14 protein-coding genes and 1 pseudogene are annotated in these 15367 nt (G+C 51.5%); 5 read left to right on the plus strand and 10 right to left on the minus strand.

Going from position 1 to position 15367, the window contains the following annotated elements:
* The first annotated feature begins 11 nt into the window (after nt 1-11).
* A complete protein-coding gene (locus tag K1X45_RS08075; RefSeq protein ID WP_220160324.1) occupies nt 12-1823 on the plus strand; it encodes an ABC-F family ATP-binding cassette domain-containing protein in 1812 nt (603 codons plus the stop codon).
* A gap of 63 nt (nt 1824-1886) precedes the next feature.
* Here K1X45_RS08075 and K1X45_RS08080 read toward each other — a convergent pair whose 3' ends face one another.
* Both K1X45_RS08080 and K1X45_RS08085 read right to left on the minus strand, forming a co-directional pair.
* Entirely contained in the window at nt 1887-2834 is a 948-nt protein-coding gene (locus K1X45_RS08080) for an aldo/keto reductase (protein WP_220160325.1), read from the minus strand.
* 111 nt (nt 2835-2945) lie between these two features.
* Nucleotides 2946-3401 carry a MarR family winged helix-turn-helix transcriptional regulator gene (locus tag K1X45_RS08085; RefSeq protein WP_116089070.1) on the minus strand — a complete coding sequence of 152 codons (456 nt, stop codon included), beginning with the start codon at nt 3399-3401 and terminating at the stop codon, nt 2946-2948.
* Nucleotides 3402-3473: 72 nt separating this feature from the next.
* On the opposite strand from K1X45_RS08085, the gene K1X45_RS08090 reads away from it, so the two are divergent.
* Complete coding sequence (locus K1X45_RS08090) at nt 3474-3827, plus strand: DUF1428 domain-containing protein (RefSeq protein WP_075657275.1); 354 nt, start codon at nt 3474-3476, stop codon at nt 3825-3827.
* A gap of 62 nt (nt 3828-3889) precedes the next feature.
* On the opposite strand, the gene K1X45_RS08095 is transcribed toward K1X45_RS08090, so the two are convergent.
* The 3 genes from K1X45_RS08095 to K1X45_RS08105 form a co-directional block, all read right to left on the minus strand.
* Nucleotides 3890-4159, minus strand: a complete 270-nt coding sequence (locus tag K1X45_RS08095) for a DUF2312 domain-containing protein (RefSeq protein WP_033315879.1) — start codon at nt 4157-4159, stop codon at nt 3890-3892.
* A 302-nt stretch (nt 4160-4461) separates the two neighbouring features.
* Entirely contained in the window at nt 4462-4767 is a 306-nt protein-coding gene (locus K1X45_RS08100) for a DUF1244 domain-containing protein (protein WP_116089071.1), read from the minus strand.
* A gap of 18 nt (nt 4768-4785) precedes the next feature.
* The gene (locus K1X45_RS08105; protein ID WP_220160326.1) at nt 4786-5583 is read right to left on the minus strand and encodes an N-formylglutamate amidohydrolase; all 798 of its coding nucleotides are present in this window, start codon (nt 5581-5583) and stop codon (nt 4786-4788) included.
* A 292-nt stretch (nt 5584-5875) separates the two neighbouring features.
* On the opposite strand from K1X45_RS08105, the gene K1X45_RS08110 reads away from it, so the two are divergent.
* The 3 genes and pseudogenes from K1X45_RS08110 (at nt 5876) to pyk (ending at nt 8115) form a co-directional block, all read left to right on the plus strand.
* On the plus strand, nt 5876-6181 hold the full coding sequence (locus tag K1X45_RS08110) for a hypothetical protein (protein ID WP_220160327.1): 306 nt from the start codon (nt 5876-5878) through the stop codon (nt 6179-6181).
* Between the two features lie 108 nt (nt 6182-6289).
* Nucleotides 6290-6682: pseudogene (locus K1X45_RS08115) on the plus strand (DUF1036 domain-containing protein); the annotation flags it as partial.
* Nucleotides 6679-8115, plus strand: coding sequence for a pyruvate kinase (gene pyk, locus K1X45_RS08120; RefSeq protein ID WP_213599152.1), 1437 nt, complete (start codon nt 6679-6681; stop codon nt 8113-8115). The pseudogene K1X45_RS08115 and the gene pyk, both read left to right, overlap by 4 nt.
* Before the next feature lie 69 nt (nt 8116-8184).
* Here the strand turns inward: pyk and K1X45_RS08125 are convergent, their stop codons facing one another.
* From K1X45_RS08125 to K1X45_RS08145, 5 genes are all read right to left on the minus strand, one after another.
* The gene (locus K1X45_RS08125) at nt 8185-9090 is read right to left on the minus strand and encodes an RNA polymerase factor sigma-32 (protein WP_151160273.1); all 906 of its coding nucleotides are present in this window, start codon (nt 9088-9090) and stop codon (nt 8185-8187) included.
* 298 nt (nt 9091-9388) lie between these two features.
* Nucleotides 9389-9967: a CarD family transcriptional regulator gene (locus K1X45_RS08130; protein WP_028233395.1), complete on the minus strand. Its 579-nt coding sequence runs from the start codon at nt 9965-9967 to the stop codon at nt 9389-9391.
* Nucleotides 9968-10404: 437 nt separating this feature from the next.
* Entirely contained in the window at nt 10405-10743 is a 339-nt protein-coding gene (gene fdxA, locus K1X45_RS08135) for a ferredoxin FdxA (RefSeq protein WP_022709929.1), read from the minus strand.
* A 476-nt stretch (nt 10744-11219) separates the two neighbouring features.
* Complete coding sequence (locus tag K1X45_RS08140; RefSeq protein WP_220160328.1) at nt 11220-11624, minus strand: RNA-binding S4 domain-containing protein; 405 nt, start codon at nt 11622-11624, stop codon at nt 11220-11222.
* 4 nt (nt 11625-11628) lie between these two features.
* Nucleotides 11629-14718: a helicase-related protein gene (locus tag K1X45_RS08145; RefSeq protein ID WP_220160329.1), complete on the minus strand. Its 3090-nt coding sequence runs from the start codon at nt 14716-14718 to the stop codon at nt 11629-11631.
* Nucleotides 14719-15367 lie beyond the last annotated feature (649 nt).

A 15367-nucleotide genomic window follows, 5' to 3' on the forward strand; every position in this document is an offset into this window, starting at 1 on the left:
CGTAATTATCCATGGCTCCTCCTCTTCTCCGACTTGACCAGATCAGCCTGACTTTTGGCGGCACACCGCTGCTGGAGGATGCAGGCCTGTCGATCAGCGAAGGAGAGCGGATTGCGCTGGTCGGGCGTAACGGCTCCGGCAAATCCACACTGTTGAAAATTGCAGCCGGCATGGTTGAACCGACCGGCGGCGAAGTTTTCCGCCACCCTTCCGCAACCATTCGTTATCTGGCGCAGGCACCGGATATGGATGGTTTTGCCAATGTGCGTGATTATGTGGAAGCAGGTCTCGGCCCGACTGATGATCCGTATCGCGTGGCCTATCTTCTGGAAAATCTGGGACTGACCGGCGATGAAACACCGGAGCAGCTTTCCGGCGGTGAAGCACGTCGTGCAGCGCTGGCACGGGTCATTGCCCCGCAGCCGGATGTGTTGCTGCTGGATGAACCGACCAACCATCTCGATCTCGCAACGATTGAATGGCTGGAACAGGAATTACGCCAAATCCGCTCGGCGATTGTGCTGATTTCCCATGACCGTCGTTTTCTGGAAAATGTCAGCCGCGCCACGATCTGGCTGGATCGCGGTGTGACACGTCGTATTGAACAGGGCTTCGCGCATTTTGAAGAATGGCGCGATAAGGTTCTGGAAGAGGAAGAGCGCGATCATCAGAAACTCGGCCGTCAGATCGTCCGGGAAGAACATTGGTTGCGTTATGGCGTGACTGCCCGCCGCAAGCGCAATATGCGCCGCCTTGGCGAGCTGCACACAATGCGCCATGAATTCCGCACCCATCGTCATGCGCAAGGCGTGGCAACGCTGCAGGCCAGCGATGTGAAAGAATCCGGCAAGCTGGTGATTGAAGCAGATAAGATCAGCAAAGCCTATGATGAGCGCGTGCTGGTCAAGGATTTCTCCATCCGCGTCAATCGCGGTGACCGTATCGGCCTTGTCGGGCCAAATGGTGCAGGCAAAACCACATTACTGTCGATGCTGACCGGTAAACTTGAACCCGATTCCGGCACAATCCGTCTCGGTGTTAATCTGGACTTTGCCGAGCTGGATCAGAAACGTGAGCTCAATCCCGATGAAACCCTGTCTCATTATCTGACCGACGGGCGCGGTGAATCGCTGGTAGTGAATGGCGAGCAGCGCCATGTAGTCTCCTATATGAAAGACTTTCTGTTTCAGCCGGAACAGGCACGCACACCGATCCGTGAATTATCCGGCGGTGAGCGCGCACGTCTGATGCTGGCGCGCGTTTTGTCGCGTCCGGCCAACCTGCTGATCCTCGATGAGCCGACCAACGATCTGGATATGGAAACGCTGGATCTGTTGCAGGAACTGGTATCCGGTTTTGCAGGCACCGTTATTCTGGTGAGCCATGATCGTGACTTTCTCGACCGCACTGTAACATCAGTGATTGCACCGGAAGGTGACGGGCGCTGGCTGCAATATGCCGGTGGTTATGCGGATATGATGGCGCAGCGTAAAGAAACAGCGCTGGCACGTCGTCAGGTAAAATCTGCACCGCCTGCAGGCGGTGACAAGGCGGAAGCTGCACCCGTACCAAAACGCGATGAAAAGCGCAAACTGTCCTATAAGCAGAAATTTGCGCTGGAAACACTGCCGGCGAAGATGGAAAAGCTGAGTGCAGAAATTACAGCACTTGAGGCGAAAATGGCTGATCCGGCGCTCTATACCAAAGACCCTGCGCAGTTTGCCAAGATCGCTGCTGAGATTGAAAAGAAACGCAGTGAAAATGAAGCCCATGAAGAAGAATGGCTTGAGCTGGAAATGCTGCGGGAGGAAATTGAAGGCTGATTTTTCCTTCGCAATGCTCGATAAAAGCCTGCCTGAATGATGTTTCAGGCAGGCTTTTTTGTTTTATGCGCTGGCCTTGTTCAGAACATCTAGTGCGTCCTGATCGAGCGTCAGCTGAGTCGCTTTAATCAGCTCTTCCAGCTGCTCAATCTTGGTGGCGCTGGCAATCGGCGCTGTGATTGACGGCTGAGCCATCATCCATGCAACCGCAATTTGCGCCACTGTCACGCTATAGCGCTCCGCCACCTGATCCATCTCTTCCAGAATCTTCAACCCGCGTTCATTGAGATAGCTGGTGCCAACCCTGTTGCCACGCGGGCTAATGCCGAGATCTTTCTCGCTGCGATATTTCCCCGTGAGGAAACCGGCCGCCAGCGTATAATAAGGAATAACGCCAACCTGATTGGCGCTTACCACCGGCTCCAGCGTGGTTTCATAATCCTTGCGATCATAGAGATTATACAACGGTTGCAATGAGTTATAGCGCGGCAGATTATGTTTCTCAGAGATTTCCAATGCGCTCTGCAAGCGCTCACCGGTAATATTGGAAGCGCCGATTGCACGGACTTTACCGGCTTTGATCAGATCCTGAAATGTACCGAGCACATCCTCAAACGGCGTATTCGGATCATCATAATGCGACTGGTAGAGATCAATATAATCTGTTTGCAGGCGCTTGAGCGAAGCGTCAACACATTCACGGATATGAGCAGGTGCCATGGTAAAGCCTTCGCCCATATCGGCACCGACCTTGGTGGCAATGATCATCTTGTCACGACTGCCACGGCTTTTAAGCCAGTTACCGATAACGGTTTCCGACTCACCGCCCTTATGCCCGTCTACCCAGCGGGAATAGACATTGGCCGTATCAATAAATGTCAGGTCAGCATCGAGCAGACGGTCGAGTAAGGCAAAAGATGTAGTTTCATCGGCTGTCCAGCCGAACACATTGCCGCCGAAGCAGAAAGGTGAAACCTGTAAATCTGACCGTCCGAGTTGTTTCAAGCGCATTCCGGTTCCTCCGCAGGATATGCATTATTCGATCAAAGCGGATTATGACTAAAAAGATGCGGAGGGGAAGAAAAAGCGCGGCAAACTATTCTGATAACACAGCTTTGTGTTTCATGCCGGAGTGATATTCCCAAGGCTGAGCAGCATTGCGCGCAAAAAATCACCGTTACCGTTCAGAAGGTTATTTTCCAGTTCTGCATGGGTCTGCCGCCAGACAGGCACGGCTTCTGCCAGCAGAGCTGAACCTTTGGGTGTCAGCAGTAATAATCGGCTGCGCCTATCCGCTGCATCTGGTATAATTTCTATCAGTGCTTTTTTCTGAAGCGGCTTGAGTGCGGCCGTTAAAGTTGTACGATCCATCGCCAGCAATTGGGCAACCGGTGCGATGGATGGCGGTTCAGGCCTGTTTAAAGCCATCAGCAAAGAAAACTGGCCGTTTGTCAGTCCGAAGGGCCTCAAAGCATCGTCAAAATAACGGGCTAAAGCACGGGCTGCGCGCTGTGCGTGCAGGCACAGACATGTATCACGGACTTCCAGTGTGGTCGAAAATGGTACATTCATTGACATTTTACAATTATGTTGATATCAACATACTAAGTCAACGCAAGAATAAAGTTGCCCACAAGGAGGAGAATGAAAATGGGATATGTCGAGGGTTTTGTCGCTTCTGTGCCGGAAAACCGCAAAGAAGACTACCGCAAACATGCAGCTGAAGCGGCTGTGATTTTTAAAGAATTTGGCGCCACCCGCATTGTTGAGTGCTGGGGCGATGATGTGCCGGATGGCAAGCTGACGGATTTCCGCCGCTCCGTACAGGCCAAAGACGGCGAAGTTGTTGTGTTCAGCTGGATTGAATTTCCGAACAAAACTGTGCGCGATACAACCTGGAAAAAAATGATGGAAGATCCCCGCATGCAGGCGATGGGTGAATCCATGCCTTTTGACGGCAAGCGGATGATCTATGGTGGTTTTGAGAAACTGCTTGATGTTTGAGACTGATTTTCAGCAATAAAAAAGGGGGCGAAAGCCCCCTTTTTGTTTCAGCACTGCTGAAATCAGCTCATGCCGAGCGCGTCCATATAAAGCTGGATCATCGCTTCTTCTTCCTGACGCTCATGCGCTTCTTTCTTACGCAGGCGAATGATGGTGCGTACAGCTTTGGAGTCAAAGCCGGAGCCTTTCAGCTCAGCGAAAACCTCTTTGATATCGTCAGAGATGGTTTTCTTTTCTTCTTCCAGACGTTCAATACGTTCAATAAATGCACGCAGCTGGCCGACTGCAATGGACTGGGCGTTGTCGCCGGTAATATCGTCGCTCAATATCATTCTCCGATTATAGACAAGACCATATGAAACGCTGGGCGAGTCGCAGGCCTTAAAACAGGTGGTCTTGGTTGCCTCACATGCAGCGCATGGTCAAGCAATGGATTTAAGAATCTTGAAATCTAAACTAGCCGCTAAGCGGTAAGATACTGGTTAAAATCTACAGAGTGGTTCAATTTTCGAGTGAAAACCCACTCTGTTTTTTATCTGTCGCTGCTTCGGGCGGATCGCAGCGGGAAAAGTAATCAGTCCGGTGGACTGATTACCCCGCGGAGGCGGTGGCCACTTTTTCTGAAGCAGCTTTATTAATGGCTTGGTTTTCGTGCAGAAAAAGCATCCTGTTGCGCCTGACTGGCCGGTGTCTGATATTTTTCCCGCCATTCATCATAAGGCATGCCGTAGATCTCGGCGCGTGCTTCGTCTTTGGTCAGCGCATTGCCATCAGCATTGGCCGCTTCCTGAAACCAGTTGGACAGGCAGTTGCGACAAAAGCCGGTCAGGTTCATCATATCGATATTCTGAACATCGGTGCGGTTGCGCAAATGCTCAACCAGCTTGCGAAAAGCGGCCGCTTCATAGGCCAAACGCTGATTATCTGTAATATTTGTCATGCAATTTCCTTTCGCAGCTCAAATCCGTTCAACGGAACCGGTGCGTGAACCATAATGGCGGATATCGTGAATACCATCCATCATATTGATATGTGCCAGCATCGGCGCAAGGCGATCGGCCCAAATCTGCACACCTTCCGGTGTTGCGATCAGATCCTGCCGCACTTCAATCAGCACATTGGCATAGCCTTTAGCGGTACAATGGCGAAACAATGTGTCATTCCGCAGAGCGCCGTCATAGGGCTCATTATCGCCGACAGATAATGTGCCGTCTTCACGCAGCATCGACAAAAGCGGTTTTATCGCCCGGTCATCATTATCCCAGAGCAATGCAACCTGCCACGGACGCGGTATGGTTTTCCAGACCGGCGTATAGGAATGAACAGAGACGACAAAAGGGGCGCTTCCACCGGCTTGCAGCATCTTGTTACAGGCTGCATCAACCGCATTGTGATAAGGGCGGTAAAAGCGGTTCAGCCGGTTTTCCCGCTCTTCTTCATGCATCGGATAATTTGCCGGAATAACAGCACCGTCAGACAGCTGCATAATCAGCGTCGGATCATCCTCGCCGCGGTTCGGATCAATCAGCAGCCGCGAAAAACCGCCGAGCACAGCCGGACTGTTCAGCTTTTCTGCCAATGCTCTGGTCAGCATCTCAACGCCGATATCATAAGCGATATGACGCTCAAAAACACGCGGTTCCAGCCCGAGCGTACCATAGTCCTCAGGCACTGCATGGCTGGCATGATCGGCAATCAGCAGCAGGCCTTGCGCAAAATCACCGTCAATGGTCTCAAAAGGGGAAAAACCTGTCATCTTGTTTCCGGCTATGGATTGGATGAACAACATATAAATGGATTGCAAGGAATTGCGAGCCATTTGTGACCGGCGCCCCATCTTGCAAGATAGGCCAGAGCATGTCTGGCTCAAATGGATAGGCGTAAAAACAAAAAGATAGAGCACACGCAGCGGATATAATTAAACGCAACACGCTCTAGTATCCGGTCGGAGTGTGGGCTATAGACAAAACAGCAATTAAATCGATTTGATTATAATTGCGACAACTGAAAACCACTGAATTCGCAAAACAGGAGGTATTTTTCAGACTGTGATCCGTCACTATCTGCCGGAGATGATTGCAAAGGTTGCCGATAACGGCTTGACCGGCAAGGCAGGCTATTTTGCAATTAGTTCTGATTTACAGCGGAAAACTGACCTCAGGCTCTTGAGTCTGCCTGCAACTTGCGTGAATTATGCGGCTTTACGGCATCGCATTTTCATGGTGAAGCAGATACGGTGCCGCAACCCGGTTGTTTACAGTGCTGTATCATTTGTTTCTGCCCGAAACCGAGCCGAACAAAAGATGCAGTCCGGTGGTAATGGTCAGGCTGTTACACCTTGCTGTCATATTTAAGCAGTACCGTGCGCTGAAAGGTTCTGGCGGATGCGTCTTCATTCTACCTTGTTCTATTGTCTGGCTTTTGTTTCGGTCACATTGATTTCTGTTATCTTTTCCGCACCTGAAGCCCGTGCCGATTTTCGCGTTTGTAATTCGACGCAAAATCTTGTCGGTGTCGCAATCGGCTATCGTGCCAAGAGCGGATGGATCACGGAAGGCTGGTGGCATATTAACGGATCAAGCTGCAAGACCCTGATCGAAGGCCCGCTGACCTCCCGCTATTACTATGTTTATGCTGAGGATTCAGAAGGCGGCGGCCGCTGGGACGGCAAGGTCAATATGTGTGTGGCTGAAAACGAATTCAAAATTAACGGCGTGAATGACTGTTTTGCCCGCGGTTATCAGCGCTCCGGTTTTCAGGAATATGATACGGGCGAACAATCAAGCTGGATGGTGCAGCTGACTGATGATGCACCGGCCGGCAATGCCACAGTGACAGGAACCAATCACCAATGAGACGTGCGCGTAAGGTAAAGATCCTCGCAACACTTGGGCCCGCATCTTCGGATGAAGCGGTTATTGAGAAATTATTCGCGGCCGGTGCCGATGTCTTCCGCATCAATATGAGCCATGCCGATCACGATCTGATGCGTGAGCTGGTGCGCCGCATCCGCAATGTAGAGCGCAAGCTCGGACGCCCGATCGGTATTCTCGCAGATTTGCAGGGCCCGAAACTGCGTGTCGGCAAATTCAAAGACGGCAAAGTCGAACTCACACCGGGTCAGATTTTCACGCTTGATGACGATGAAACACTGGGCGATGAAAATCGTGTTTTCCTGCCGCATCCGGAAATTCTGCAAGCCGTGCAGGCCGGTGATCGTCTGCTGATTGATGATGGTCGTCTGGCATTGCTGGCCGAAGCCAGTGACGGCAAATCCATCCGCTGCAAAGTTGTTTCCGGCACCAAAATCTCTGACCGCAAAGGCGTAAGCCTGCCGGATACGACATTGCCGGTCGGCGCGCTGACAGAAAAAGATCGCCGTGATCTTGATGCTGTATTGTTGGAAGATATTGACTGGGTAGCCCTGTCCTTCATTCAGCGACCGGAAGATCTGGCGGAAGTGCGTAAGATTGCGCGTGGCCGTGTTGCTCTGATGTCCAAGATTGAAAAACCGCAGGCTGTTACCCGTCTCGATGAAATCATCGAATTGTCGGATGCGCTGATGGTTGCCCGTGGTGATCTGGGTGTAGAAATGCCGCTGGAAAGCGTTCCTGGCATTCAGAAACAGATCGTGCGTGCCTGCCGCAAAGCCGGTAAGCCGGTTGTGGTTGCCACCCAGATGCTGGAATCCATGATTACAGCTCCGGTGCCGACCCGTGCGGAAGTCTCCGATGTGGCCACTGCTGTGTTTGACGGTGCCGATGCGGTGATGCTGTCTGCGGAATCTGCCGCCGGTGACTATCCGGTGGAAGCGGTTGCGACTATGGCGCGGATTGCTGAAAAAGTGGAACGCGATCCGAACTATCCGTCGATCGTTAATAATCAGCGTTCCGAACCGGAAGCCACCGGTGCGGATGCGGTATCACTGGCAGCCCGCCAGATTGCTACCACGCTGAACCTTTCGGCGATCATTTGCTACACCTCATCGGGCACCACAGGCCTCAGAGCGTCGCGTGAGCGCCCGCTGACGCCGATTATTGCCCTGTCTCCTGTCGTTGAGACTGCACGTCGTCTGTCGATCGTCTGGGGGCTGCATTGCGTGGTGACTGAAGATGCGCGCGATCTGGATGACGTGGTCAATCGTGCCTGCCATATTGCCCATCGGGAAGAATTCGCTAAACCGGGTGATCGTGTGATTATCACTGTCGGTGTGCCGCTCAGAACTCCTGGCAACACCAATATGCTGCGCATTGCCTATATCGGTATGGACGGCCTGACAGGCATCTGACAACACCTTCAACCTGAAACGAGAAAGCCCGCTTTAAAGCGGGCTTTTTTATAGGCACATTAGTCGTGCTCAGGCGTGATAGGCTGCAATGCCATTCTGGGAAAGCAACGCAGCCCGCAGTTTTTCCAAAGCACGGTTTTCAATCTGGCGGACACGCTCTTTAGAAATGCCGAGTTTCTCTCCCAGCATTTCCAGAGTTACGGCATCATCTTTCAAACGACGCTCGCGGATAATGCGCAATTCACGGTCATTCAACACGGATAATGCCTGTTTCAGCCAGCTGACACGCCGTTCACTGTCGATCATATTCTCAACAATTTCATCCTGCAGCGGGTGATCGTCGACCAGAAAATCAATCTTCTCCGCGCTGCTGCTGTCATCCGGCGAAACAGTCATACTTAAAGAACTGTCGGGGCCGGATAATCTGGAATCCATTAGTTCCACATCTTTTTCAGACACGCCGAGCTGATCGGAAATACGGGTATATAATTCGCGCTTCGACAGGGTTTCATTGCTTTGCACCAGTTTTGCACGCAAACGGCGCAGATTGAAAAACAAAGCTTTCTGCGTTGAACTTGTACCACCACGAACAATCGACCAATTGCGCAGAATATAGTCCTGTATCGATGCTCTGATCCACCAGATCGCATAGGTGGAAAAACGCACCTCCCGCTCCGGTTCAAAGCGGAAAGCAGCCTCCATAAGCCCCACTGTCCCTTCCTGTATGAGATCAGCCATCGGCAGATCAAATTTGCGGAACCGTCCGGCGGTGGAAATCACCAGCCTCATATGGGATGAGGTAATTTCATCCAGCGCATGCTGATCGCCCTGCTCTTTCCAGCGCTGAACAAGTTCCTGTTCCTGCTCCCGTTCAAGATAAGGCGCCGACATAGCACTGCGAATAAGATTTCTGGAGGATACAAAAGAGACGGTACGTTTCGTAACTTCGGTGGAGGAGGACGCTACAGGCTTCATTTCAATCTCCATAACGAAAATATCAACGCAACCTGCTTATGAGGATCACGTTATCCGCTAGGAGTTAAACGCATCAATGGAAGGCCGGTTCCTTCATCTTCTGCTAATTTTATGATTTTTTTGAACAGAGAACTTGAAAAACATTTTTTGTGCTCCAGCACATGCTTCAGAGCAGATACATGCTGTGCAATCGTTGGTATGTAGCGACAGCGTATACATAAAACAATAACGCCGATCTGAGTGAACAGAACGGCGTTATTGTTATAAAAGACTATGTTTCAGCCTGAGTTGCGTAAAATTATGCAGCTTCAGCTTCATCATCCTCAACTTCAGCTTCATCAGTCTTAGCACCGCGTTTCGGTCCTTTAGCCAGATTAGCTTCAATGAGGCGTACAGATTCTGTATCAGACAGCTTGTTTACAGCTGCAACTTCACGCGCCATACGATCCAGAGCTGCTTCATAAAGCTGACGCTCAGAATAAGACTGTTCCGGCTGGTTTTCTGCACGGAAAAGATCACGCACAACTTCTGCAATGGAAATCAGATCACCAGAATTGATTTTTGCATCATATTCCTGAGCCCGGCGCGACCACATGGTGCGCTTGATACGGGCACGACCCTGCAAGACTTTCAAGGCGCGTTCTACGAAATCACCTTCTGACAATTTACGCATACCAATAGTAGCCGCTTTAGCCACCGGCACTTTAAGGCGCATCTTATCTTTATCGAAATCAATAACAAAAAGCTCAAGCTTCATGCCTGCAACTTCCTGCTCTTCGATTGCAACGATCTGTCCCACACCATGCGACGGATACACAATCGACTCACCCGTCTTAAAACCCTGACGGACGGCGGCCTTCTTCTGCTGGGATGACATACGCTTCAATACTCCCTGTAGTGTCCGGCACCTGGGGCGCCGGTTTACACGCGGTGATACAATCAGTCCTGCGACCAGCCCCGCGGGAAACGGAACGGGCATAACAGCTGATTAAAACAAGTGCCGAAACAGAATGTAAAAGGGATGCTGAGGCAAAACTTAAGCAAAAAAAATCACAGGATAAACGGTGGGAGCAAAATTTAAAAACAAACTTGCCCCGGCACTATTTCAGCCTGTAATTTATATCAGCCTTTCAGTGAATACCTGTAGCCGCCACGAAATGACGCCTGCTCATCGACATTATCGTGGACAGTAACACAAAAAACCGGCAGAATCAACAAAATGCCGTCACAAGCCGCCCGACCGGGCGATTTGTGTTAATAAACCGTTAATTGACAGGGCTGATCCTGTGGTTATCCCGGCATATCAGCGGAGAATCAATCGCCTTCGCCAGGCTCTGCCGAGAAGAACTGTTCAAGCTTATTAGCGACGCCATCCATTTCAGCGGCTTCAGGCATCTGATCTTTTTTGACGGTCAGGTTTGGCCATTTCGCTGAATATTCAGAATTCAGCTCAATCCATTTATCAAGACCCGGCTCTGTATCCGGACGGATCGCTTCAGCAGGACATTCCGGCTCACACACGCCGCAGTCAATACACTCATCAGGATTGATGACGAGCATATTCTCGCCTTCATAGAAACAATCGACAGGGCAGACCTCCACGCAATCCGTATATTTGCAACGAATGCAGTTATCGGTCACGACATAAGTCATTGTCGAACTCCCAGAGCTTTGAACTGCCACACATAATCTGCGGCCAAAATTACAATCATATCATTTGGCATAACATCCGGCAGAGTGTCAGGATAACTGACTGATCCTGCCATCCGGCCTGCGAAACCAGAATGCCGTTTTTCAGCAACTGCGCTATATGAAATACGGCAGAAAACCTGTCTGTCAGGTAAAGGCTTTAGCCGCAGCTTGCAAGAGGGTTTTCCCTCAGCCGCGACGCTCCGCCGCAAAAAAGAACCACATTCTGTATCACCGTAATTTCTGAAAAACTGCGTCCCCGCTGGCTTTTAACAAAGCACAATCCTTCCGCCGCATCATTCTTCATTCCGGACAGAAAACAAGCCAACACGAAGATTTGAAAGAATGGTCAGACCCGACTCAGTATCTCAAGCATAGTTCAGCTTCTGAAAACACCGGTCAGCCTGCGGAATTATGCTCTGAATGCGACTCACATCAGTTCAAAAGTCATCAAAACCGGAACCACCTTGTTTCAGCCGTTCCGTTGCCCTGCGGTCACGTTTTGTCGGACGGCCGGAACCGGCATCCCGTTTTTCACCAACCGCAGCCATCTGCTCTTCCGTCTTTTCAGCTGGCGGTGTCAGATCTTCATAGAGCAATTGCGCTTCGGGAAAAGAGCCGCGACGCTCTCCGAGTTCGCGCACTTTATAAATCAATATGCGGCGATCCAGCGTAACCGTCACCACATCTCCGATTTTAATTCCGTGAGATGCCTGATCTATTTTATCACGGTTAATACGAACACGCCCGCCGGCAGCAAGTTTTGCCGCAAGCGAGCGTGATTTAACGACACGGGTGAAAAACAACCATTTATCAATGCGCTGTTTTAAAGCACCCGTATTCATGCGCTTATTTCTTCAGCTGCTCTTTCAAAGCAAGCAGCTTGGCGAATGGTGAATCAGGATCGATCTGCACCGGGCGCTCATTGCGTTCAACGCGTTTCTGATCCTGAGCATGATCCCGTTTGCCATGACGCGGCTTGCCATGATGTTCATTACGGCCGGATTTCTGCTCACCGTTACGGAAGTCAACCCGTGCGGCTTTTTCAAACCGCTTGCTGCGACCTTCACGGTTCTGATTATCACCCGCATTGTCTTTAGCTGCATCAGCCGGTGCGCCGTCTTTAGCAGGTGCACGACGATTGCCCTGCGGACGGTTGCGGTTCTGCTCACGTCCCTTGCCCTGCTCGCGGCCACGGTTGTCGTGACGCCCCGGACGCCACAGCAGAACCATTTTCACTGGTTCTTCTGCAACAGCATCAGCAGTCTCAGCCGCTTCTGCAACCGGTGCTTCAGCTTCTTCCGTATTCACGGTTTCTGCCACAGCTTCCGGCTGTTCTTCAGTTTCAGCGGCAGCTTCTGTTACAGCTTCGCCGGTCTGCTTGGCAGCATCAGCTTCAGCAAAAGCATCCAGTTCTGCAAGTTTGGCAGCAACAGCCGGTGCTTCCATCGCTTCATGACGATAGCCGAGGCTTTTCAGCACTTCTTCCATGTCTTCCGGTGTCGCACCGAGAATAGACATCATCGACGGCGTTACCATGAAACGGGCACCATCATAGGCACCTTCGGCGCGCAGACCCGCACCCGGACGCCAGGCCAGAGCCGGACGGATCAGATCAGCCAGACGTTCCAGAATATCGAAACGCACAGCGCGGCGGCCAAGAACACGGTAACCGGCCAGTGTGTAGAAAACCGGATCGAAAGCCGGATCAACAACAACCGAGGTACGGCCTGCGGCCAGAACATGAACAACATCACCGTAACCGGCACGTTCACGGCCGTCATTGCTTAGCGCCCAGAGCAATGTCATCAGACCAGCAGGTGCCGGTTTCAGCAAGGCAGGGATAAACACATGATAGGCACCGAAGCGTACGCCGAAACGACGCAGAGCTGCACGGGAATCCTGATCGAGACCACGGATTTCCTCAGCAATGTCGCGACGCTGGATCACGCCGAAGCTCTCAACCAGACGGAAAGCCAGACCACGGGTCATGCCGGTCAGGGCATCAGCCTCAGTCAGATCGTGCAACGGCTTGAGAACTGTCTCAATATGATGAGCGACAAAGCGGTCAATACGGCTCTGTACTTTCTCGCGGGAAGCACCTGTCAGCTGCTCGTCAGCCAGCAGAACGCTGCGCGGGCGCATCACGCTGTCACCGGCAACCAGAGTTGCAACCGGAGCGCCGACCCAGCGCAGAATGCCATCCGAGCCAAGGGCAAAATCGCCATTGGCCGCAGCAGAGAAGCGCTCTGCACGACGGTCATATTCAGCGGCCAGCGCTTTTTGTGCAGCCCCCTTTACCGCTTTTGCGTCCGGCCCTTCGGCCTTGACGTCGGCGGTAAATCGGAATCCTTCCAACTGCCCGACATTGTGGTCTTCGACAAGTACATCCCCTGTCGGGCTAATTTCTGCTTCTAGCATGGCATTCTCTCTCAGGCGCTTCATAAGCACGCTTGTCCTGCGGTCTACAAAGCGTTTCGTCAACCGTTCATGCAGCGCGTCAGACAATCTGTCCTCAATTTCGCGCGTCTTTTCTTGCCAATGTGCCGGATCTGCCAGCCAGCCCGGCCGATGCGACACAAAAGTCCATGTGCGAATTTGTGCAATACGATGAGATAGAGTGTCGATCTCACCGTCAGTCCTGTCGGACCGATGCACCTGCTCGCTCATATAGTCTTCATCCACAAAACCTTTGCGGATGATATCCTTATAGATTGCGGCAATAATATCGGCATGTTGTGCCGGCGCAATCCTTCTATAGTCGGGAAGCGCACAGGCATCCCACAAAATTTCCACACGCTTGGGTGTATCCGCAAGCCGCATAATGTCTTCATCACGCGCCAGATTTTCAAGCGCCTGCATGTCAACCGCAGGTAGCGCCCGTGTCAACCCTTCCAAAGGCGCTGAACGGTCTAATGAGTGCTTCAATGCGCGAACAGATGAAAAATCAAACTGAGCCGTGCGCCATTGCAACACTTTAACCGCGTCGAAATTATGCGATTCTATCCGCTCGACAAGATCTTTATCAAACGGATCAACCTGACCGGTGACGCCGAATGTACCGTCGCGCAGGTGGCGACCCGCACGACCGGCAATCTGCCCGAGCTCGCCGGGGTTCAGATCGCGATACTGAAATCCGTCAAATTTACGCGCTTGCGCAAAGGCCACATGGTCAACATCAAGGTTAAGTCCCATGCCGATCGCATCGGTCGCAACCAGAAAATCCACATCGCCGGACTGATAAAGTTCCACTTGCGCATTGCGGGTGCGCGGGCTCAAAGCGCCCATCACAACAGCTGCGCCACCGCGCTGACGGCGGATCAGTTCGGCAATCGCATAGACCTCATCGGCAGAGAAAGCGACAATGGCACTGCGGCGCGGCAGACGGGTAATCTTTTTCGAACCCGCATAGGCCAGATGCGACAAACGCGGGCGGGTAATAATATTGATACCGCGCAGCAGCTTTTCGAGAATAGGCCGCATAGTTGCCGCGCCCAGCAGCAGGGTTTCCTGCCGGCCGCGCAAATGTAAAAGACGATCTGTGAAAATATGGCCGCGTTCCAGATCGGCAGCCAGCTGTATTTCATCAATAGCAACGAAAGCTGCATTGGTCTGGCGCGGCAGAGCCTCAACTGTACATACGGAATATTTCGCACCGGCCGGAATGATTTTTTCTTCGCCGGTGACCAGCGCCACCTTTTCAGGGCCGACTTTGGTAACCAGCTTATTATAGACTTCACGCGCCAGCAGGCGCAGCGGCAGACCAATGATCCCGCTCTCATGGGCGAGCATACGCTCCAGCGCCAGATGAGTCTTACCGGTATTGGTAGGCCCGAGCACAGCGGTTACATCGCGCCCACTCACAATAAGCGGCGCTGTTCCCTGATGCAGAGACGCCGCCCCAGGCGGAGGCGTCAATGAGTTCTTCTGGTCATTCATGCGGAATTGATTATTCCCCGTCTCATGAAGTCGTTACACATGAAATCCGCCCCGCAGGTCAGTGCCATATTTTGCAATATAGCCAACCCGATCCGGCAAACCCCATTTTTTCTGTCTGCCTGCCGTCAGCCAGTACAGATTGAGCAAAGCAGGTAGCATTATCTGTCTCTGACTAAAAGGGTAACAACGGCACCTTTATGACTTCTTTTGTATCAAAACTTCAGAAAATGACAGGAAACCATGTCAACTCTTCACAAAAACCCGATCTTGTCAGAATTTTACGCACATTTCAGGCGTTAGAATCCACTAAAATGCCCGCAAAAACCCTGTATTTTAATGAAAAGAACACGAGAAGAACAAAGAGGCTACGAATCAATGGTTTTCACGAGTTCTTATTTTGTTCAAAACAACATCCTGTGTTTTCTGTAAACAGAGGCACAATATACAGATTCAGCAACACAGGAACGGCGCGATAAAAAGCGGAGAAATTAACTTTTACCACCTTCCGCACATAGCGATGTGGTAACACGCACATAATACCAATTTAAAAACCCGCACAGCATTAATAAAGATTAAAAATACATTGCCGGAATGCCCCGCATTTCAGAGAAACAACCTGCTTTCATTAAGCTTTCGGCCAAACCCTGAA

It is taken from the genome of Pseudochrobactrum sp. Wa41.01b-1 (genome assembly GCF_019464455.1).
Taxonomy (GTDB): Bacteria; Pseudomonadota; Alphaproteobacteria; order Rhizobiales; family Rhizobiaceae; genus Pseudochrobactrum; species Pseudochrobactrum saccharolyticum.